This is a genomic window from Chromobacterium sinusclupearum, from assembly GCF_002902845.1.
GTDB lineage: Bacteria > Pseudomonadota > Gammaproteobacteria > Burkholderiales > Chromobacteriaceae > Chromobacterium > Chromobacterium sinusclupearum.
The window spans coordinates 13,320-34,133 of sequence record NZ_PPTF01000002.1 but is presented as its reverse complement, the minus strand read 5'-3'; the positions used below and the strand labels follow the sequence as shown (position 1 = coordinate 34,133).

13 protein-coding genes and 2 pseudogenes are annotated in these 20,814 nt (G+C 59.7%); 6 read left to right on the top strand and 9 right to left on the bottom strand.

Annotated features, from left to right (window positions below; all coding sequences use genetic code 11):
* Position 1: 1 nt before the first annotated feature.
* The 3 genes and pseudogenes from C2134_RS00550 to C2134_RS00535 all read right to left on the bottom strand — a co-directional run.
* A complete protein-coding gene (locus C2134_RS00550; protein ID WP_103316637.1) occupies positions 2-6,154 on the bottom strand; it encodes a hypothetical protein in 6,153 nt (2,050 codons plus the stop codon).
* Between the two features lie 240 nt (positions 6,155-6,394).
* Positions 6,395-7,232 (bottom strand): annotated as a pseudogene (locus C2134_RS21790) (IS5 family transposase); the annotation flags it as partial.
* Between the two features lie 33 nt (positions 7,233-7,265).
* Positions 7,266-7,709, bottom strand: a pseudogene (locus tag C2134_RS00535) (contractile injection system protein, VgrG/Pvc8 family); the annotation flags it as partial.
* A 331-nt stretch (positions 7,710-8,040) separates the two neighbouring features.
* Between C2134_RS00535 and C2134_RS00525 the strand changes: the two are divergent.
* Positions 8,041-8,700, top strand: a complete 660-nt coding sequence (locus tag C2134_RS00525) for a DUF1223 domain-containing protein (protein WP_103316630.1) — start codon at positions 8,041-8,043, stop codon at positions 8,698-8,700.
* Positions 8,701-8,913: 213 nt separating this feature from the next.
* A complete protein-coding gene (locus C2134_RS00520) occupies positions 8,914-9,828 on the top strand; it encodes a DUF3667 domain-containing protein (protein ID WP_103316628.1) in 915 nt (304 codons plus the stop codon).
* Between the two features lie 29 nt (positions 9,829-9,857).
* Here C2134_RS00520 and mltA read toward each other — a convergent pair whose 3' ends face one another.
* Entirely contained in the window at positions 9,858-11,108 is a 1,251-nt protein-coding gene (mltA, locus tag C2134_RS00515) for a murein transglycosylase A (protein ID WP_199179835.1), read from the bottom strand.
* A gap of 212 nt (positions 11,109-11,320) precedes the next feature.
* On the opposite strand from mltA, the gene C2134_RS00510 reads away from it, so the two are divergent.
* Positions 11,321-11,638, top strand: coding sequence for a BON domain-containing protein (locus tag C2134_RS00510; protein ID WP_103316626.1), 318 nt, complete (start codon positions 11,321-11,323; stop codon positions 11,636-11,638).
* 66 nt (positions 11,639-11,704) lie between these two features.
* Here C2134_RS00510 and lysA read toward each other — a convergent pair whose 3' ends face one another.
* Positions 11,705-12,937 carry a diaminopimelate decarboxylase gene (gene lysA / locus C2134_RS00505; RefSeq protein WP_103316625.1) on the bottom strand — a complete coding sequence of 411 codons (1,233 nt, stop codon included), beginning with the start codon at positions 12,935-12,937 and terminating at the stop codon, positions 11,705-11,707.
* Positions 12,938-13,055: 118 nt separating this feature from the next.
* Here lysA and C2134_RS00500 point away from each other — a divergent pair, with 118 nt between their 5' ends.
* Together C2134_RS00500 and dtpA are read left to right on the top strand one after the other, a co-directional pair.
* Positions 13,056-13,976, top strand: coding sequence for a LysR family transcriptional regulator (locus C2134_RS00500; protein ID WP_103316723.1), 921 nt, complete (start codon positions 13,056-13,058; stop codon positions 13,974-13,976).
* A 447-nt stretch (positions 13,977-14,423) separates the two neighbouring features.
* Entirely contained in the window at positions 14,424-15,911 is a 1,488-nt protein-coding gene (gene dtpA, locus C2134_RS00495; protein ID WP_103316623.1) for a dipeptide/tripeptide permease DtpA, read from the top strand.
* Between the two features lie 48 nt (positions 15,912-15,959).
* On the opposite strand, the gene C2134_RS00490 is transcribed toward dtpA, so the two are convergent.
* Positions 15,960-16,667 (bottom strand): alanyl-tRNA editing protein, encoded by a 708-nt coding sequence (locus tag C2134_RS00490; RefSeq protein WP_103316621.1) that lies wholly within the window; start codon positions 16,665-16,667, stop codon positions 15,960-15,962.
* Positions 16,668-16,819: 152 nt separating this feature from the next.
* On the opposite strand from C2134_RS00490, the gene C2134_RS00485 reads away from it, so the two are divergent.
* A complete protein-coding gene (locus tag C2134_RS00485; RefSeq protein ID WP_103316620.1) occupies positions 16,820-17,497 on the top strand; it encodes a pseudouridine synthase in 678 nt (225 codons plus the stop codon).
* A gap of 48 nt (positions 17,498-17,545) precedes the next feature.
* Here C2134_RS00485 and C2134_RS00480 read toward each other — a convergent pair whose 3' ends face one another.
* The 3 genes from C2134_RS00480 to murJ all read right to left on the bottom strand — a co-directional run bounded on the left by C2134_RS00480 (position 17,546) and on the right by murJ (position 20,777).
* Positions 17,546-18,073: a DUF2165 family protein gene (locus C2134_RS00480; RefSeq protein WP_103316618.1), complete on the bottom strand. Its 528-nt coding sequence runs from the start codon at positions 18,071-18,073 to the stop codon at positions 17,546-17,548.
* 204 nt (positions 18,074-18,277) lie between these two features.
* Positions 18,278-19,111, bottom strand: a complete 834-nt coding sequence (queF, locus tag C2134_RS00475) for an NADPH-dependent 7-cyano-7-deazaguanine reductase QueF (RefSeq protein WP_103316616.1) — start codon at positions 19,109-19,111, stop codon at positions 18,278-18,280.
* Positions 19,112-19,241: 130 nt separating this feature from the next.
* Entirely contained in the window at positions 19,242-20,777 is a 1,536-nt protein-coding gene (gene murJ / locus C2134_RS00470) for a murein biosynthesis integral membrane protein MurJ (protein ID WP_103316614.1), read from the bottom strand.
* Positions 20,778-20,814 lie beyond the last annotated feature (37 nt).

The following is a 20,814-nucleotide window of genomic DNA, read 5'->3' as shown; positions in this document are numbered from 1 at the left end:
ACTATGCCTTGTACCATCTGGGTTTCGCCAACACGTAGGCCCCATCGATCAGCTCATCTGGTAGTCGCTGGTCTATCGAGTTGAAGGCATGGCGAGCATCATTAAAACGGTCGAAGTCTTTATATTTGATCAGTTTGGTGGTGGTCGCGCTTTCGTAACGCTTCGCCCAGTCGGCTTCGCGCAGAATCAGCGGTTGATCAAGCGAGGGCATGCCCTTATTGGAAAACTGGGCTGCCGTCAAGTCGAATACAAAAGTTTCGCCGTTTATATCGCCAAGAACCACAAAGTGGTTTCCGGGGAGGTTGTCGCTGCCATTGGCCCAGAGATACATCCCACGATACCGGATGTTATCCATACCCTTGCTCCGCATGAATTTGACGGCGTCGTCCACGATGGCCTCGCAGTTTTGCAGTGGACTCAGCATCTTGGCATTGATCTCGGGGATTTGCCGCAGTTCTGACAGGTAAGTCGTCATTTCTTCCGGCAAAGCCTCTGGCTCCCGATTAACAAGCACCCGTAATTGTTCATGGAGGGTTCCCGTATTCACGGACTGACCGAGAGGGGGATTGAGTACCTCTTCGGCAAATTCGGTCAGTGCCTTGAAGGCGGTCCCCGGTTGCTGATTTTGCAATTGCGCCAGCGCGTAGGCGGTCCGCGCCGTACGGCCGTTGCCATCGCCATAGGGGTGGTAGCGTGTAATAACCGTATAAAGCGCCTCGCTCAAGTCCATTTCCCCGGCCTGAACCTTGATTCGAATATCGCCCAGCGCGCGCTTGAAGCCGGCACGAGCGATGTCAGAACCCATGAACGTAGGATCGCTGCTGGAACGGAATGTGCGCGCCTGTTGACCCGGGGGAGGCATGTAGACGGCATTGTGAATGCGCTCAAGGGTATCAAAATCGAGCAAGTCGGCCTGCCGAAAGTCTATGAGCGCTTGCCGTATGCGCGGCTGCGCCACGGTATCGACACCCGTGGAGGCAGTACGGCTGCGGCTGACGATCCAGCGAGCTGCAGCATCTTCCGGGCCTCCAGACAAAGTACGGCGCGGGATGATCGGCTTCTGCTCGCGGATCCAGTCAAGTTGTCTTGTTGCGTCTTGCAAGCGCGTCAGGTCGGAATTCAGCCTGCGCTGAACCTGTGCCTGTTCAGCGGGCAAATTTCCCCAGGTGAATCGGGACTTGGCTTGGCCCAGGCCGTCCAGTTGCAAGTTCCGCCGTATCGATTGTTCGACTGCATCGGCGCTGGTTAAGCGAGCCAGTTCTTTGGCGGTTTCGCTGTTCTTCATGGTATCGGCCAGGAGATCAATCTTGCGGCTGTCTATGAGTTTTTCCCAGTTCATATGCTTCAACAGCGAAGGGATTGCGCTAGCCGATGCCGTCTTGACCTGTTGTCGTAGGATGCGCGCTTGGCGGGCGGCCTCCCGGGTCGTTTGAACACCTGACGGCACGGCCACCAAGCCGCCCACGACGCCGGCAATGATGGCTTCGTTGCGATAGGCGGCTGCATCTTCCGGTCTATTGGCTTGCTGAGCCTGCATCGCTGTAGCTGTTACATATGCTGTATCAATAGCCAGGTTAGTCATAAATAGCGCGACGCGGCTCAGCAGCGGGCCCGTGCAGGGAACGAAAGCTAATACCGAACCGAAAACAGCCAGAACCCCCTTGGCCATTTGCAGCGTTTCTTCAGTAATCTGCTCGGATCTGGTGAACAACAACTTATCGATATCTGAATCCAGGCGCTCCATGAATCCATCGAATAGCTTATTGGCCAGATCAGGTCGATTAAGGCTTGCGGTGTATCCGAAGGGATTCACCACCTCAGGAACCTCCGGAGCAAAATCGTTATGGTGGTATTTGACCGAGCTCTCGAACATGGAAAGCGGACTGTGTTTATATTCACTGGCGTAATAGACCGGTAGTTTACTAAGAACCCAGTCCTTGAAATCTGTTGTCAGTGGCATCGATGGTACGACAGCGGTTGCTCTGCCAAAAAGTCCATCATAGGCAATATTTTTGTCACTGACATGGAAAAAATTTGGATCATCCACGCTGAAAAGTACCCCGCGTTGGCTGTTGGGGGGGGCTAGGGGAATGAAGAACACGCCATTTAATTTATGTTTATTAAACGTTACTTCCGTGGCCTGGATTTCCCCGTTCAAAAATTTTTGCACGGCTTCTTCATATGCGGGAATCTTATTTGGGCTTTCCTTATACTTTTCGCATCGTTCTCTAAGCATATTCTGATAATGCGTCGTTAATATAGAACGATTATCTGGATTGTTGCGATAATTTGACAGCGCCTGCACCATCTTGGAGGATAAATCATCCGTTTTGAGCGATGCTATCAGCTCCTTGTATATTGGATTGGCAACATTGAGCCTCCAGTCGTTCAGCGGGCCTGATCTGTACTCATACAAATAGTGGCCGGTAATAATATCTTTCAACGAGTGAGTGTAGACATAATCGGTCTGGATGGAGCCTCCTCCTACATTACTAATGACGTGTCTAGCATTTACGTTGATTCCGCTGTTTGGCCCCAATCCGCCAAGCGAAATACCCTTGCTCTTCTCGAAGCGCCGTATCCCTTCTTCGATAAATTTATCAATGAAATCAGATGGATTCAAAATGGGACTGTACGCCTTGGCGAGGTCCTCCAAAGTTTTTCGGCCATAGCGTTCGAAGTCGCTGAGCAACTGCGCCGACACCCTTGGCGCCTCAGTCGTCACAGCGGCTTCCGGAGTTGAAGTCAAAGAGGTGCCCTGCCCCGCAGCCGATTTTTGTTTTGCGCTTTGAATTAAAAAGGCATTCTTGTATTCCGCTACTTTGGATCGGCCATATTCATCAGATAGATTGTCTGCAATTTGCCACAAGCCATCAATGATGGGACGGCATTTCTGAATGATCTCGTCACCAAAATATTTAGGAATTATGTCGTAGAACTCAATGGCCTTGAGCAATTTCATAACATTTATCTCAGACTGAGGCCGCCGATGTTGAATGAGGTTTCTCACATCGCTACTCTGATTCACGCCATCGAATAGTGCGCGTATTGGCCCATAGTCGCTCAGCCTCTCCTCGCGGAGCAGCCTATCGATACGAGTTTGGATTGACGCGCTGTCTGTGTCGGCGTTCCTCTTGCGCCGGCTTAGGAGCGTCTCGACGGACACCGTCTCGCTCGTGCGTGTGGTAGTAGCGGTAGCGCCACCACCGGGAGGCGTATCCGCCAGCTCGTCATAAAAAAGAAAGTCCAGATCAGGAACCGGATTTTCCTGGAAGATGGCCAACGCTTTTTGATAGTCGCTGTCGCTTGCAGGTGAGGGATCGTCCACGCCACGACGAGACCACGCGTAATGCCCCAGTACGCCCGCCCCCGTCGCCACTGCAGCCAACCCCAGCAGCAGGGGGATTTTCTGCTCCATCAATCGATTGCCCAGCGAAGGCGGAACGGTTGGAGCCGCCTTGGCGATAAGACTGGACTGGGTCAAACTTCCCACATCCTTGCCCTGATCGTTGGAATCATTTATCAACGTCGCCTCGATGTCGTCAGTGGCAGGAGCGGCAACCCGTCCTGCTTGTCTGGCCTGCCACAGACCATAAGCGATGGCCGCCAAGCCGACGGCTTCCAGTCCTAAGCCTGCTCCAAGTTGCCAATTCGCCCCGTTGCTGCGGGAGGCTACCGTGGCAGCCGCACCCTCCTCCCTGGGGAGGGGGGTGCTCAGACCCAGCTGCATTGGGCCGAGGCTTCTCGTGACGTCACCGGTGTGTGTTCCCGTCATTCTATCCTTGAGCAGCGCAGCCGTTTCTGGGTAGCGACTGGTGAATGCCGCCTGTTTCTCAGAGGTCATCTGTTCAAGTATGTCTGCCGCTCGCCCAAATTCACCCAGCGTGAAAGCTTGTTGAACATGATCAGGTGAGAAGGAAGTCCTGTCGCCATCATCCGCCAGCGCAGTGGGGAAGGTGAGAGGATCGCGCACTGAGGGCAAGGCGGCCCAGAGCGAACCGAGTCCTTCACGCGATTTTTCTATTACGGTCCCGCAAGCTGACATCGCAGCGTCCGCCAGCCAGTTCTCAACCTTCCTTGACAGTTTCTCCCTCAGTTCCTGCATGTTCTTGTTTTGGCTGCCGGCAAGCGCGTCCAGCCATTGACTGGCCCATGCAAGCCAAGTGTCGGCAGGGCGTAGTGCACCGACCTCCCGCTGCGCCTCCCGGAGTGCTGGCAGCAGCGGGATCAGATCAATCAACGTCTCCAGCTGCGGATAATGCTTGACGACGCCGTACTCCTTAAGCTTTGCAGCTAATTGGCACAGGGCATTATCGGCTGCTTCAGGGGTGCTGCTGTTGAAGGCTTGGTAAGCCTCCCACATCAACATGGCGTTCAAGTATTGGCCGTATACGAACTGCAACTGTTTGTCATCGCTTGGGTCGTTGGCGACAAACCAACGCAACGTGTCATCAAAGCAGCGGTGATCCGCGATGGCTTGCGCGTAGCGCATGGTGGCGGCAGCTAGCGGATCCTGTGTCAGCGCAGCAAAGGCGGAGGGTATGACGAGACTTGCGGTGCTGCTCGCAAGGCGCTTGCTCCAGTCATACCAGCTTTCATTGGCGGTACTTTCCTGATAAAACTTTTCCAGTTTCCTCACGGCTTCCTGCGGCAGTAAGGTGTTGGCGGCGCTGCGAGCCGCCAGCCACAAGGCGGAAGGGGCCAGTTCCTTGGCAAAATCGAACATTAGGCCAGACCAGGATCCGGCGTTTTGGTTGATCGCTAACAGACGGTTCAATAACGCGAGGGATGCCGTTGATGTCCCCAACTCAGCCTGAAAAGACTGAGTCCATGCCAGCGCCGGGGCGTGACCGCTCGCTTGCTGCAGCAGCCACAGCGCCTGACTGCACAATGAGCCATCCATGGGAAAGTGGCGCAGTTGGCCGGCAAACTGGAGGAGAGGGATGATTTGGTTCGCTTGGGGCTTGTTCGCCAGCCACCTTTCCAGATGCGAAAGAATCCCGGGTTCGGCCAGAGTGCTGGTAAGCCATGTTATTTTTTCGCCCAGCGAACCCTCGCTGGGGTAGCCCCTTCTCACCGATGCCAGTGCCTGCGCAAGTTGCAGCAGGGAGGTGTCCAGCGCCTGTCGGGCCAGCGGGCTGGCAATCAGAATGTTCACATAATCGAGTAAGTCTGAATCGTCAGGCAGATTTTGCAAAAGTTTGAATTGCGCAAAGGTCTGTTCCAATGCACTCACATGCTGTCTGATGCTGTCCAGACTCGTTTTCCCGATAACATCTTGTAACTTCTGATCAGATAGTATGGTGTTGGTCATTGCCAATAAATCGCCATACTTATCAAATACTGACGAATGATTTTGGTATTCCTGAATGCCGTACTCCAAGGTCTGCCATTGATGGCTCACACTCTTCAGCCAAGGCATTATTGCTTCGAGGCAACTTTGCAATGGTTTCAGAGCGGGTGCTAATGCAGGATTTTTCCCCCAAAGGTTCGCAATATTAGTATCCAGATGTTCCAATGCGGTGTGCAGGCGTTCCAGTCTGTCTTGTGACGTATAATTATCGTTGTAAATTTTGCACAACTCGTCATAGTTTATTTTCAGTTGGTGCAGATCCTTGATGGGAAGCGATTCGATCACCAGTTTGTATACAACGTTTTTTAGCACCCCATCAGCCATATCCGATAATATTCTCGTCGTGACGGCGTGGTTGTCCTGACTCGCCTTAACGGCGTGGTTGTTCTGCACCAGCGGTTGTGGGCTGATCTTGGCCACTGACTGATAGAACAGAGCCTCATAATATTCATCAGGGTTGTTCTCCAACTCTGCCGCAATGTCCCGTAAAGCGCATTTCAAATCTTCTGTTAATGATTTTTTATGTTGTTTGTTGCCATCGAATTGCATCAACTCTTCAAGCAAATGGTCGCCTATTTTTCCGGAGAGATGTAGTTTCGAGGCGATTATTTTCAGTAAGGCTGTTGTATTTTCATCCCATCCGGATAATTCCCTGATATTTTCAATTTGTTCTGGAATGCCTGGTGGATAAAATGTTGGTTTGTCGATCCTTGGATTGCGTGGTTCTTCTATTTTTTTTTGCGGTTCATCGCGTTTATTTGGTAGGGAGCGGGACGCGGGGGAGTGGGTGGGTTTTATCATGATATTCAAGTGGATTATTGAGTTGGATGAAGAGCGTAAAGAGTGTATATTCGGCAATAACTCTAAAGTTTCATATTTCGCTCATTTGTCACATTGAATTGCTGCGGCTTTTCTAGACATTTTCGTTTTCGTCCATCATCAACAGGCTTGCCGTTCGACTAGGGAAGGTCTGAACAACCTGCCGCGCAAACAGAAATGCAATTTCTCGCAGGTGTTTCGGCTGCAATAGATCCACCGATTTCAGACTGGCAACCACCAGGATGACCCGATTCCCGGCCATCCCCCCTTTCCGATCCCCGCCAACAAGGCCTTTCGCGCCAGCCAGATGTTGGCCAGCCCAAACAGCGTCATCAGTTGTGCGGTGTTCTTCTTCAAGCCGCGGTAGCGTGTTTTCAGGTAGCCAAACTGCTGCTTGATGACCCGAAACGGATGCTCCACTTTGGCCCGAATCTTGGCTTTGACCGTTTCGACCAGCTGGATCTGCCGGTCATCGGCTGAGTCGGTCAGCACTTTGCGCTGGCCGGGCCTCATCGCAATCCACCAGCGCACCGCTCGCGATTGGTGTTCGGCTCGCTTGTGCACGCCAGTAAAGGCGGCGTCGCCAAACACATCGACTTCCTCGCCGCAGCAACTGATCGACCATCGTGACATCCGCCACATTGCCGGCGGTGCCGGCCACGTGATGCACCAAGCCGGACTGGGCATCGACGCCGACATGGGCCTTCATGCCGAAGTACCACTGATTGCCCTTCCTGGTTTGATGCATGTCCGGATCGCGCTCGCCCTGGGCGTTTTTGGTGGAGCTGGGTGCGTGGATCAGGGTGGCATCGACGATGGTGCCTTGCTTCAACATCAGCCCTTTGTCGCAGAGATGCTAGTCGATGGCGGCAAACAGGGCGTGGGTCAGTTGGTGCTTTTCCAGCAGATGGCGGAAGTTCAGCAGGGTGGTTTCGTCCGGGATGGTATCCAGGGAGAGGCCAGCGAACTGACGCATGGAGGCGATCTCGTACAGGCTTTCCTCCATGGCCGGATCGGACAGGCTGTACCACTGCTGCAGGCAGTAGACGCGCAGCTGGGCCGGCTGTACCTGGATGGACAGCGTCTGCACCCGGGCGAAGGCCGGGTTGCTCTGCTGATGTTCGGACAGGATCTGCTGGATGATGCCCGGCACCGTCAGATCCTGGAACACGCGCGAAGTGCGACGGTGACGCAGCAGCGCGAACGGCGGCTCGATGGTCAGTTCGTACTTGGCGAAGCCGCCATCGGCACCGGCCAGCCGGGCCTCGCTCACCACGCCGCTGCGGATAGACTCGCCGCCCGCCGCATCCTCGATGCGCGCCTGCTGGCCCAGCGGCGACTTCAGTTCGACATGGGTATCCGGCGACAAACAGGTCAGCGTGTAGCGGTAAGGTTGGGACAGACACTCTTCTGCCTGCAGGCTCAGCGGCAGCAACTGCTCGGCGACGATCTGCCCGGTGCCCAGCCGCAAAGTCAATACCCGTCGATCTTGGCCAAAAGCGTAGGCGAAACTGGCCAGCAGTGCGTTCAAATCCATCCGATTCCCAAATAAAAATACCCTCCAAAGAGGGTACGAAGTGCTATTCGGGCGTCTACAGACGCGTGCTAATCAATACTGGAGGAAGATCGGGGCCTCCAGAATTCAAAAGCCGTCATGCGCATGCATGGCGGCTTTTTTGTATTTGTCCGTCAGCAACAAGCTTACCGTTCGACTAATGGACATCGATGCGGTCGGAAAGGGAGTGGCGATGCGACAATTTTGCTATGTGGTTGCGGGTTTGTTGGGGTGGCTGGGGGCGATGGCCCAGGTTGACGCCGCGCAGTCTTGCCGCGGGCAGAGCGAGTCGGCGACGGCAAGCTAGGTCTCGCTGCTGGAGCTGTACACCTCTGAGGGCTGCAGCAGTTGTCCTCCTGCCGACGCTTGGTTGTCCGGGCTGGGAGCGGCGGGCATCGGCTTGCGGCAGTTGGTGCCGTTGGCGTTTCATGTCGATTACTGGGATGGCTTGGGTTGGCGCGACCGTTTCGCCAATACGGCATATTCGCGGCGGCAGCGCGAGTTGGCGGCGCGGGCCGGCAGTGACTTGATCTATACCCCTCAGTTGCGCTTGAACGGCCAGGACTGGTCGGCTGGCAGCTACGGCAATCTGCGCGGCCAGTTGTCGCCCGGCGTCGCGCAGGCCTCCTTGCGGCTGGCGCTGACGCCCGCGGGAGAGGGGGTTGATGTCGATATAGAGGTTTCGTTGCAGCCTGGCGCGCCCGCGTCGCCGCAACTGATGCTCGCGCTGTATGAGAACCATCTGCAAAGCCAGGTGGCGGCAGGCGAAAACGCGGGGCGCTTGCTGCGGCACGACGCGGTGGTGCGGGTGCTGGATGGGCCGCTGCCGCTGTCGGGCAAGACGGTCCGCATCCATCGGCATCTGGCGTTCGCGCCGGGGCAGCGGGCGGCGTTCAGTGGGGCGGCGGCCTGGCTCGAGGATAAGGCTGGCAGGACGATTCAAGCGGTGGCGGCGCCGTGCGCGGCAGGGTGACGATGCGGCGCGCAGTGTGGCTCGATTCGTCGAAAAATGCGCCCGTTCAATAAAGGTCAACCGTCTCGGCGTCAATCAGTACGCAGGAATATTGTCTGCCTGGTGCCCGATTGGCACCGCGCGGATACGGCAAGATAGTTCTGATGAAAAATGTTATTGGCATGATTGGCGCGGCTGGCTAAGATCGGGGTTTCCCCTTTTCCTCATCCACCGATGAACAAGTATCGCCATGTGAGCAAACCGGAGCATTGCGCCAATTGCCATCATCCGGTCTGCGGCCGTTTCTGCCCGGAGTGTGGCCAGAAGACCCATATCGAAATTCCCACTTTGTGGGAGTTCATTCATGAATATCTGCATCACTATGTCAGCCTGGAAGGCGCGTTGACGCGCAGCTTGTGGCTGCTGCTGGCGCAGCCGGGCCGTTTGACCGAGGAATATCTGTTGGGGCGGCGCCAGCGTTACGTCAAGCCGTTCCAGCTCTATCTGACCGTCAGTTTCATCTTTTTCGTGCTGATTGGATTGGCGGGCGGAACGATGGTGCATTTTGACAATTCTGATCCATCGCTTCCGAAGCCTGCCTTGTCCAAAGCCGCGGCAAGCGATCCAGAGGCGCGGGCAGTATTAGGCGATCTGCTGTTGGCCGATGCGGGCAACGGCTCGGTAACCGTGCACACCGGCAACAAGCTGTCCGACCTCTGGCTGAAGCGCTGGGGCGATCATCTGGGCAAGGATTTCAAGAGATTCCGCGAGCAGCCGGAAGAGGCCAACGCCGAGTTGATGCATTCGCTGCGTGGCCACGCGCCATACGTGTTGTTCGGCCTGATGCCGCTGTTCGCTTTATTGCTGCTGTTGGCGTATTTCGGCCGGCACCGGGTGTATGGCATGCATCTGGTGTTTACCCTGCATTTCCACGCCTGGCTGTTCCTGGTGCTGTGTCTGGGCTTGGTCTTGCCCACGGTTTCCGCCGGGCTGTTTTTTGCCGGGACGCCGGTATATCTGTGGCTGGCGCAGCGGCGGGTCTACGGCGGCGGCAAGTTCGCGGTGGCTTTGCGGACGCTGGGTTTGCTGTTGATCTACACCGTGCTGGTGTGTCTGGGGATGGCGGTGCTGGTGCTGGTGTCGCTTTAGGCAGAAAACGGGGCCGAGGCCCCGTTTGATCATAGCGCGGACGTGGGGGTCAGCCCCTTGGGCAGCAGCAGCCACATGCTGCCTTGCTGCTTCATGCGGCCGGCGTACATGCCGGCCTCGGTGCCATAGCCCCAGAACAGGTCGGCGCGCAGCGCGCCCTTGATAGCGCTGCCGGTGTCCTGGGCGTGCACCAGCCGCACCAGCGGTTCGGTGGAGTGCGGCCAGGTGGTGGCGAGGTAGATCGGCGCGCCCAGCGGGATGTAGCGCGGATCGACGGCGATGCTGTAACCGCCGGTCAGCGGCACGCCCAATGCGCCGACCGGGCCGCCGTCGTCGCCGGACAGCGGCTTGAAGAAGATGTAGCTCTGGTTGACCGATAGCAGCTCGTCGCGGCGCTGCGGATTGCGCGCGAGCCAATCCTTGATGCCCTGCATCGAGGCGTCGGACAGCGTCATCTCGCCCTTGTCCACCAGCCATTTTCCTATCGACTGATAGGGGTAGCCGTTCTGGTCGGCAAAGCCCACGTGCAGGAAGCTGCCGTCGTCCAGCTGGATGCGGCCGGAACCTTGCACCTGCAGGAAGAACAGCTCCACCGGGTCTTCCACCCAGGCGATCACCGGCGCGCTGCCGGCGATGCTGCCCTGGTTGATCTGGCCGCGGGTGAAGTACGGCACCAGCCGCGAGCCGGACAAGCGCCCCTTCAGGCGGATGCCGCGCGGATCGGCGGCGAAGTCGGCCGGATTGATCTCGATATTGCCATTGGCGGCCAGCGTCAGCCGGTTGGGACCGGCCTGCTTGGCGCGCAGCGTGCCGCGATTGCGCTGGCTCATCGGCACGTCCACGCTGACCAGGTCGCGCGGCACGCCGTAAACCGGCCAGGGCGTGCGCTCGGAGCGGGTGCGGCTGCCGTTGAGCAGCGGTTCGTAATAGCCGGTGATCAGGCCGCTGTCGCGGCCGCCGTCCTGCAATTTCCAGGCGGTGAAACGGTTTTCGAAGAAACGGCGCACCGCGTCGGCATCGCTGGCCGGCAGCGTGCCGGCTTCGCGGCAAACGCCGCTCCAGGACGGTTTTTTCTGCAGGGTGCGGCAGCTTTGCTGCAGGCCCTGCAGGGTATCGCCCAGGGCTTGGCTGTTCCAGTTGGGCAGCGCGGCCGGACTGGCGCTGGAGGCGGTGGACGGGGATGTCGTGGTGCCGGTGCGCGGCGGGGTGGTGCCGCAGCCGGCCAGTGTCAGCAGCATCAGCCACAATGGCCAGCTTTTCAAGAACGGTTTCTGCTTCATGCTTCGAGGCTCTGGGCCCTGTCATTGGGTGGTTCGGTTGATTGTAACCCGCGCGTCGGGGAGCGTGTCGCGCCGGCATCGTGTTTAGTGTGATGTCATTGAGTCGCAACAAAACTGAAAAGTTTCCCCGTTAACATGGCGGTATTCCGTGTGATCCGCTGGCATGGCGGGTCGTGGCCTTGGACATTTGTCGCGAGAAATTGGAGAAAATGATGAAACACCTTGCAAGCCGTACCCTGCTGCTGGCTGCCCTGGCCGTGTCTGGCACTTTCGCCGTGCAGGCTGCCTATGCAGATGCCGCCGCCGCCGTGGCTGCGCCGACCGATGCGGAATTGGCGGTCTCCGTGAAGCAGGCTCTGGATGCGGATCAGGAACTGAAAGCCTTGGATCTGAAGGTGAGCAGCAGCAAGGCAGAGGTGACCATCGAGGGCCCGATGACCGATGACCAGCAGATGTTCAAGGCTGGCCAGATCGCTGAAAAGGTGCCGGGAGTGAAGTTCGTCATCAACAAGATGGAACAGAAGAGCTGATCCTGCTGTTGGGCGAGGGAATGTGCGAAGAAGCCGGGCGATGCCCGGCTTCTTTGCATTGAGCGTTCAGGCTTCCAGCGCCAGCAGTTCCGCCATGGTCTGGCGGCGGCGGATCAACCGCGCTGCGCCGCCATCGACCAGCACCTCGGCCAACAGCGGGCGGCTGTTGTAGTTGGACGACATGGTCGCGCCGTAGGCGCCGGCGTCGTGGAACACCATCAGGTCGCCGACTTGCGCCGGCGGCAGCGGCCGGGTTTCCACGGTGCCGCCTTCCTGTTGGGTGAAGACGTCGCCGGATTCGCACAGCGGGCCGGCCACCACGGTGTCGATGCGGCCGCTTTTCTCCATCCCGCGCGCGTCCAGCACGCTGATATGGTGGTAGCTGCCGTATAGCGACGGCCGCATCAGGTCGTTGAAGCCGGCGTCCACCAGCACGAAATGGCGGCTGCCCATGTTTTTCACGGCGCGCACCTCGGCCAGCAGCGCGCCGGATTCCGCCACCAGGAAGCGGCCCGGCTCGATTTCCAGCCGCACGGGATGGCCCAGCTGTTCGGCGATGCGTTGCCGGGCGGCATCCCACAACTGGAAGTAATGGGCGGTATCGATGCGGGCGTCGCCGTCGCGGTAGGGGATGGACAGGCCGCCGCCGGCGGAGATGGCCTCGATATCGCAGCCGAGTCGCGCCACCAGGTCCACCATCGCGCCGCACACCTGTCGCAGATGGCCGTAATCGACGCCGGAGCCGATGTGCATGTGGACGCCGATCAATTTCAGGCCATGCGCCTGCACCGCTTGCAGCGCCTGCTGCAAGTCTTCATGCCAGATGCCGTGTTTGCTGTTTTCGCCGCCGGTATTGGTCTTCTGGCTGTGGCCATGGCCGAAGCCGGGGTTGATGCGCAGCCAGACCGGATGGCCCGGCGAGCGCTCGCCCAGCTGGCGCAGCATGTCGATGGAGCCGGCGTTCACCGGAATGCCGGTCTCGACCACCTTGTCCAGGGTGGCGCGGTCCAGTACGTCGGCGGTGAAGACGATGTCGGACGGCTCATCGCCGCCGGCGCGGTAGCCGGCGGCCAGCGCGCGCTCGATCTCCCCCAGCGATACCGCATCCACCTTCACGCCTTCCGCGCGCATCAGCTGCAGGATGTGGGTGTTGGAGTTGGCCTTCTGCGCATAGCGTATGGTGTCGAAGGCCTTCAGCTCGGCGATGCGGCTGCGGATGGTGTCGGCGTGGTAGACCCATAGCGGCGAGCCGTACTGTTGGGCGATGGCGGCGAGTTGGCGGTTGTCGAAGGGGCGCATGCAGGGCTTTCCTGTGGATGTCAGACCATGATCCGGCTAATTCGTACAAAAATAAAATAGAATTATGTCGATATGGCTTTCATTTTTGATATGGCCATGACTTCGCATGGAGGAAGAGATGGCGATCAATCTGCGCCACATCGAGGTGTTTCGAGCCGTGATGACGTCCGGCAGCGTCAGCGGCGCCGCGCGGCTGCTGCATACCTCGCAGCCCACGGTCAGCCGGGAGCTGGCGCGCTGCGAGCAGCTATTGGAGCTGACCCTGTTCGAGCGTGGCCACGGCCGCCTGCGGCCCACCCAGCAGGCTTTGCAGCTGTTCGCCGAGGTAGAGCGGAGTTTTGTCGGACTGGAGCGCATCGTCAGCAGCGCCGCGGCCATCCGCCAGTTTTCCGGGGGGCAGCTGGCCATCGCCTGTCTGCCGGTGTTCGCCCAGACTTTGTTGCCGGCGGCTTGCGGGCGCTTTCTGCAGCGCCTGCCGGAGGTGGGGGTGGACATCAGTCCGCAGGAGTCGCCGTGGCTGGAGGAGTGGCTGGCGGCGCAGCGTTTCGATCTGGGTCTGATCGAGCAGGACCAGGCGCCGGCCGGTTGCCAGATTTTGCCGCTGTGGCAGGGAGACGAGCTGTGCGTGATGCCGGCCGGGCATCCGCTGGCGGCCAAGCGGCGGCTGACGGCGCAGGACTTCGCCGATTTGCCCTTCGTCAGCCTGGCGCCCAGCGATCCTTACCGCCAGCAGGTCGACGCCTGGTTCGCCGAGGCCGGGGTGCGCCGCCGGCTGCAGCTGTCCACCCATAGCGCGGCGGCGGTGTGCGCCCTGGTGCGGCAGGGGCTGGGCGTGGCCATCGTCAATCCGCTGACTGCGCTGGCCGAAGCCGGGACGGGGCTGGTGGCCAGGCCGCTGGAGGCGTCGATTCCGTTTGCGCTGCGGCTGGTGTTGCCGCAGTTCCGCCCCGCTTCGGCGTTGCCGGGGCTGTTCATCGATTGCCTGCGCCGGGAGGTGGCGGAAGTGGGGCGACGCTTGGAGGCCGTGCTGGCGCGGTGAGCTTGCGCCGGCTGATGGCCGGCGCAATCGAAGCACATTCCTTTTGGGGTTGTATTTGCAATTAAATTGCAAAATATTTTAATTGTTAGCATTTAAATATTTCATATGCAGATATCTTCGTGATTGTTGTCTGTATGTAAGATTTTCTTCATATTCTGTGCTTTGCCCTTGTCATGAATGGGGCTGTATTGCGTCAAGTGATTTGACAGCAAGCCGAACTTGCTTCATCAATAGTTTCTGAATGCTATCAATGTTGCGGCAAGGTCATGAATTTGCATGGACTTGCGGCGTGATAACTGCAAATTAGCCTCATTTCCAGTAGTGACCACTGTCTGTCTCACCCCGCGCGACTGGCTTTGGCTGGCGCGTGCCGCGCTGTCCATCCGCCGTCTCGCCATCAGGAATTTCCTGGGTCCGCAGCAGTTCTGATTTCACAAGGAACCCGTCATGACGCAAAGCGCGCTCAACCCCTTGCGGCAACCCAAGCCGTTTTATCTGATCTTTTCGATCGAGTTTTGGGAACGTTTCGGCTTTTACGGCCTGCAAGGCATTCTGGCTGTTTATCTGGTTAAGGAGCTTGGCCTGCGCGAGGTCGAGTCCTTCACGCTGTTCTCCGCCTTCATCGCCATGGTGTACGGCCTGGTGTCGGTTGGCGGCTGGCTGGGCGACAAGGTGCTGGGCACCCGCCGCACCATCCTGCTGGGCGCGCTGGTGCTGACCGCCGGCTACGCCATGGTGACCGCGTCGGCCGACCAGATCAGCCTGCTGTATCTGGGCATGGGCACCATTGCCGTCGGCAATGGCTTGTTCAAGGCCAATCCTTCGTCGCTGCTGTCCAAATGCTATGAGGAGAACGATCCGCGGCTGGACGGCGCCTTCACCATGTATTACATGGCGATCAACGTCGGCTCGCTGTTGTCCATGCTGGCCACGCCGTGGCTGGCCGACCAGTTTGGCTACGCTCACGCCTTCGCCTTGTCGGTGGTCGGCATGCTGATCACCGTGGCCAACTTCCTGCTGCTGCGCGGCTGGGTCAAGGAATACGGTTCCGAGGCCGATTTCCGCACGCCGAAACTGAGCACCTGGCTGGCGGTGCTGGCCGGCGTGGTGGTGGCCTGCCTGTTGGCCGCGCTGTTGTTGAAGCACGAGATCATCGCCAATGTGGTGCTGGCGGTGCTGTCCATCGGCGTGGTGGGGCTGTTCGTCAAGGAGACCCTGCTGCTGAAGGGCGCGGACCGCAAGAAGATGATCGTGGCCGCCATCCTGATGCTGCAGGCGACGGTGTTCTTCGTGCTGTACAACCAGATGCCGCTGTCGCTGAACTTCTTCGCCATCCACAATACCGAGCACACGCTGTTTGGCATTCCGGTGCAGCCGGAGCAGTTCCAGTCGCTGAACCCGTTCTGGATCATGCTGGCCAGTCCGCTGCTCGCCATCTGCTACAACAAGCTGGGCAACCGCCTGCCCATGCCGCACAAGTTCGCCATCGGCATGGTGCTGTGCGCTTGCGCCTTCTTGGTGCTGCCGCTGGGTGCCAAGTACGCCAACGCCCAGGGCATGGTGTCGTCCAACTGGATGGTGCTGAGCTATCTGTTGCAAAGTATCGGCGAATTGCTGATTTCCGGCCTGGGCTTGGCCATGGTGGCGCAACTGGTGCCGCAGCGCCTGATGGGCTTCATCATGGGCGCCTGGTTCCTGACTTCGGCCGCGTCGTCGGTGATCGCCGGCAAGGTAGCCAGCCTGACCGCCGCGCCGGACAATGTGACCGACCCGCTGGTTACCCTGGAAATCTATAGCCGCGTGTTCACCCAAATCGGGGTGGTGACCGGCGTGATCGCCGTGCTGACCATCTTCATCGCGCCGTGGCTGCATCGCATGACGCTGGACGAGAAACCGGCGCATCCGGAGCACGAAATGGCGCTGGACGCGCGCTAAGCCAACGTACCAGTAAATCAACGGGGACCATGCGGTCCCCGTTTTTGTTTAATCCACCAGCTCCAGCACCACGCGTTTGTTGCGCGCGCCCTTGTTCTCGATCTTCTTCACCCTGACACGGCCCACTTCGCCGGTGCGCGCCAGGTGAGTGCCGCCACAGGGCTGCAAGTCCACGCCCTCGATCTCGATCAGGCGGATTTCCGGCAGATGCAAGGGCGGCGTTACCGACATGGTGCGGATCAGCTCCGGCTGCGCCTGCAGCGCTTCGCCGCTGGTCATCTTCACCGTCACCGGCAGATCGGCCGCCACCAGCCGGTTCACTTCGGCCTCGATATGGTCCTTGTCCAGCTCCATGCCCTCGGGCAGCGAGAAGTCCAGCCGGCCAGACTCGGCCGTCATGTTGCCGCCGGTGACGCCGGCCTTGATCACCACGCCCAGCAGGTGCATGCAAGTGTGGATGCGCATATGGCGGTAGCGGCGGTCCCAATCCAGGTCCAGCGTGACTTCGGTTCCGGGGACGAGGCGGACGTCGCCTTCGGTCTGATGCAGGATGGCGCGGGTTTCGCGGTCGCGCCGGGTGTCGGCGATGCGCAGCGTCGCGCCGTCCGCTAGCGTCAGCGTGGCGCTGTCGCCCGGCTGGCCGCCGCCCAGCGGGTAGCACAGGGTATCCTCCAGCACCAGGCCGGCGTCGTCGTGGCGCAGCACGCGGGTGGCGAGGCGGGTTTGGTACGGGTCTTGGTAGAACTGTTCCGGCATGATACGTCCTTGTCTGTTGTTGTCATGACAGATTGATGGCGAACCCGGGCGATTTCAAGTGACAGCGTCGCGCGCAATCGACGGTAACAGCTTGTCGGGCAAGGATTTAACGCCGATAATCGCCGCCAATCGATTTTTAAAGCCGCTTTACGATGCAAAGACATAATCTGGAACACTACAATCCGCCGCCGGATACCGGCCTCAACGTTGTCTACGTCGACGACTGCATGCTGGTGCTGGACAAGCCCAGCGGGCTGCTGTCGGTGCCCGGGCGCGGCGAAGACAAGGCTGACTGCCTGATCAGCCGCGCGCAGAAAGCATACCCCGACGCGCTGACGGTGCACCGGCTGGATATGGACACTTCCGGCCTGGTAGTGATGGGCCGCGGTCCGGAAATGCAGCGCGCGCTGTCCATCGCCTTCATGGATCGCAAGGTCAAGAAACGCTACATCGCGGTGGTGGACGGCATTGTCGAGAGCAATAGCGGCACCATAGACCTGCCCTTGATCATAGATTGGCCGAACCGGCCGCGGCAGAAGGTGGACTTCAACGAGGGCAAGGAAGCCATCACCCGTTACCGGGTGATCTTGCGTGACACCTCGCGCAACGTCAGCCGCATGGAGCTGGATCCGCTGACCGGCCGCGCTCACCAGCTGCGCATGCACATGCTGCATCTGGAATCCGGCCATCCGATTCTCGGCGACGACATCTACGCCCCGCCGGAGGCGCTGGCCAAGGCCGACCGGCTGCTGCTGCACGCATCCAGGCTGGTATTGCGCCACCCGGTGACATTTGAAGAGATGGAGTTCGAGGCGCCGCCGCCGTTCTGACGAAAAGATCAATCGGCAAAGCCGCATCTGTGAAGGATGCGGCTTTTTCTATTCATCGGCCGACGATTCAGGCTGATTCACATAGATCAGCGCCAGCAGCGCAATGCCGGTGAAGGCGTAGGCGCTGAATTGGCCGTTGAACTGGTTGGCCCACATCGCGAAGTATTCGCCGCCTATGACCGCGAAGCCGGTGTGCCAGACCAGGATGGCCAGCGTAGCGCCCAGCGTGAAGCAGGCTTTGCCGCGCGGCAGCCAGATGCGGCCCGTGGGACGCAGCGCAAGCAGCAGCATGGCGCCGCCGGCGGCGCACAGCAGGCCGACGGCCAGTTCGCCGGCGATGATGGCGGCGTAGGCCAGGCGTTGAATGGCTTCGCTGTGGATGGCGCGGCCGCGCAGCGCGTCGCCGTGGAACCACGGCTGCATGGTGTCCATGCTCAGCACATGGCGGACAAACTGCCAATTGGAGTCGTAGTCGAGCAGGTTGCCGCTGGCCACCATCAGCCCGAACAGGCCGATGGACAGCGCGAGCAGCGCCTTGCTCAGGCGTTGGGCGAACAGGTGCGGGGTGGTTTTCATTGCTATCCTTTTATGTCCAAGGTTTGGATTGGCATGGATATCAATGATGAGGAAATAAAGCAAGCGGGATAGCAGGGCCCCGCTTGCGTTTAGACCCGCTAACCAAACCCCTGATCCTGCGTTGCGCCTCCATGCCGTACTCAAGTACGGTCTGCGTCGGCGTGCCTTAGCTCAGGTTATCTAACGAGGTTTTGTGAGCGGTTCTTATTGGCGCGCGGTGCGGACGTTGTCCTGCGGCGCGGCTTCGAAATTGCTGCGCCAGGGATTGATGTCCAGGCCGCCGCGGCGGGTATAGCGGGCATAGACGGTCAGCTGCGTCGGCGCGCAGGCGCGCAGCACGTCGACGAAGATGCGCTCCACGCATTGCTCATGGAACTCGTTGTGCTGGCGGAAGCCGATCAAATACCGCAGCAGCGCCTCGCGGTCTATCTTGGGCCCGGTGTAGCGGATGGACACGCTGCCCCAGTCCGGCTGGCCGGTGACCAGGCAGTTGGACTTCAACAGATTGCTGCACAGGGTTTCGCTGACGATCTCCGTCGCGTCGGCCTTCAAGACTTCGGGGCAGGGCGCGTAGTTGTCCACCGCGATGTCCAGATCGTCGAGGCACTCGCCGGCCAGTTCGCACACTTGCTCTGCGGCAAAGGCCGGCGGCAGCGCGATGCTGACGTCCACCTCGGCGCCGGCGGCTTCGGACAGGTCGCGCGCCAGTTGGGCGGCGAGCGCGTTCACGCTGTCCATCCGCGTCTGGTTGTAGCTGTTCAGATACAGCTTGAACGATTTGGACTCGATCAGCCGCGGGCTGGCGGCCGGGATGCGGAAAGTGGCGATGCCGACCTGCGGCTTGCCGCGCGGATTCAGCCAGGACAATTCGAAGCCGGTCCAGATATCGATGCCGGCAAACGGCAGCGCGGCTTCCTCCACGCCTATCTCCTCGCGCTTGGTCTGGCGCGCGATCGGAAACAGCAGGGAAGGATCGTACTGGTCCTGGTAGCTGACGGTCTTGCCCAGCGGCGAGTGTTCGGGGGTGAGGTTTTGCATCGTATACGCCTTCTAAAAACGGTTTTCGCCACGAAACCCACGAACGGGCACGAAAAGGACATGACGCTGACGCCTTGTCCGCAACGTGGCCGCTTCCAATATGAGGGACGCTGCTCGTGGCAAAAGCATGTTACATCTCGCGCCGCATGAAATGGCGCGGGCGGAAGCCCAGCGCGAACAGCGTGGCGAAATAAACCATCGCGCCGACGCCGACCAGCAGCAGCAGCCACAGCGCCCGCAGCCAGGCGTGGCCGTGCCAATCTATCGGCAGCCACCACTGGCAGGCCAGCAGCGCCGCCGCCATCGCCAGGATGGCGGTGGCCAGCTTGAGCAGGAAGCTGCGCCAGCCCGGTTCCGGCCGGTAGATGCCGCGCTGGCGCAAGGTGTACATCAACAGGCCGGCGTTGATGCAGGAGGCCAGGCCGATGGACAGCGCGAGGCCGGCGTGCTTCAGCGGGAAGACGAAGGCCAGGTTCATGATCTGGGTGGCGATCAGCGTCTTCACCGCGATGCGCACCGGCGTCTTGATGTCCTGGCGCGCGTAGAAGCCCGGCGCCAGCACCTTGACCAGAATCAGGCCCAGCAGGCCGAAGGAGTAGGCGATCACCGCCTGCTGCGACATCCAGGCATCGTGCGCGGTGAATTTGCCGTACATGAACATGGTGTAGAGCAGCGGGCCGGACAGCAGGCCCAGGCCCACCGTGGCCGGCACCGCCAGCAGCAGCGACAGGCGGATGCCCCAGTCCAGCAGCACGCTGAATTCGGCGTCGGATTTGCTGGCGGCGTGTTTGGACAGCGAGGGCAGCAGGATGGTGCCCAGCGCCACGCCCAGCACGCCGGACGGAAACTCCATCAGCCGGTCGGCGTAATACATCCACGATACGCTGCCGGTGGGCAGGAAGGAGGCGAAGGTGGAGTTGATCAGCAAGGAAATCTGCGCCACCGACACGCCGAAGATGGCCGGGCCCATCTGCCGGATCACCCGCCATACCGCCGGGTCGCGGAAATCGAAGATCGGCCTGGCCAGCATGCCGATCTGCTTCAGAAAGGGCAGCTGCCACACCAGTTGGATCAGGCCGCCGACGAACACCGCCCAGGCCAGCGCCATGATGGGCGGGTGGAAGTAGTGGGTGAAGGCCAGCGCGAACACGATGAAGCTGAGGTTCAGGAAGGTGGGTGTGAAGGCCGGGATGGAAAATTTTCCCCAGCTATTGAGCACGCTGCCGGTCATAGACGACAGCGAGATGAAGAAAATATACGGGAAAGAGACGCGCAGGATGTCGGCGAACAAGGCGGCCTTGGCCGGCTCGCGGTAGAAGCCCGGCGCCGAGATCCACATGATGGCTGGCGCCGCCAGCATGCCGATGGCGGTGACCAGCAACAGCACCGAGCCCAGCACGCCGGTGACTTTGGCGACGAACTCGCGCGTTTCCTCATGCGTCTTGTTTTGCTTGTATTCGCCCAGAATAGGCACGAAAGCCTGCGAAAAAGCGCCCTCCGCGAATAGGCGCCGCAGCATATTGGGAATCTTGAAAGCGGCGTTGAAGGCGTCGGCGGACATGCCGGCGCCGAAGATGCGCGCGACGAGCGTGTCGCGCACCAGGCCGAGCACACGCGACACCATGGTCATGCTGCTGACTGCAGCCAGGGCCTTGAGCAGGTTCATTTTGTTCTGTCGTACAACGAGAGGCGGATTGAGCAAG

Coding starts and splice junctions, on each gene's coding strand:
- C2134_RS00550 (WP_103316637.1), bottom strand. CDS start 6,154: ATGATAAAACCCACCCACTCCCCCGCGTCCCGCTCCCTACCAAATAAA.
- C2134_RS00520 (WP_103316628.1), top strand. CDS start 8,914: ATGAACAAGTATCGCCATGTGAGCAAACCGGAGCATTGCGCCAATTGC.
- mltA (WP_199179835.1), bottom strand. CDS start 11,108: ATGAAGCAGAAACCGTTCTTGAAAAGCTGGCCATTGTGGCTGATGCTG.
- C2134_RS00510 (WP_103316626.1), top strand. CDS start 11,321: ATGAAACACCTTGCAAGCCGTACCCTGCTGCTGGCTGCCCTGGCCGTG.
- lysA (WP_103316625.1), bottom strand. CDS start 12,937: ATGCGCCCCTTCGACAACCGCCAACTCGCCGCCATCGCCCAACAGTAC.
- C2134_RS00500 (WP_103316723.1), top strand. CDS start 13,056: ATGGCGATCAATCTGCGCCACATCGAGGTGTTTCGAGCCGTGATGACG.
- dtpA (WP_103316623.1), top strand. CDS start 14,424: ATGACGCAAAGCGCGCTCAACCCCTTGCGGCAACCCAAGCCGTTTTAT.
- C2134_RS00490 (WP_103316621.1), bottom strand. CDS start 16,667: ATGCCGGAACAGTTCTACCAAGACCCGTACCAAACCCGCCTCGCCACC.
- C2134_RS00485 (WP_103316620.1), top strand. CDS start 16,820: ATGCAAAGACATAATCTGGAACACTACAATCCGCCGCCGGATACCGGC.
- C2134_RS00480 (WP_103316618.1), bottom strand. CDS start 18,073: ATGAAAACCACCCCGCACCTGTTCGCCCAACGCCTGAGCAAGGCGCTG.
- queF (WP_103316616.1), bottom strand. CDS start 19,111: ATGCAAAACCTCACCCCCGAACACTCGCCGCTGGGCAAGACCGTCAGC.
- murJ (WP_103316614.1), bottom strand. CDS start 20,777: ATGAACCTGCTCAAGGCCCTGGCTGCAGTCAGCAGCATGACCATGGTG.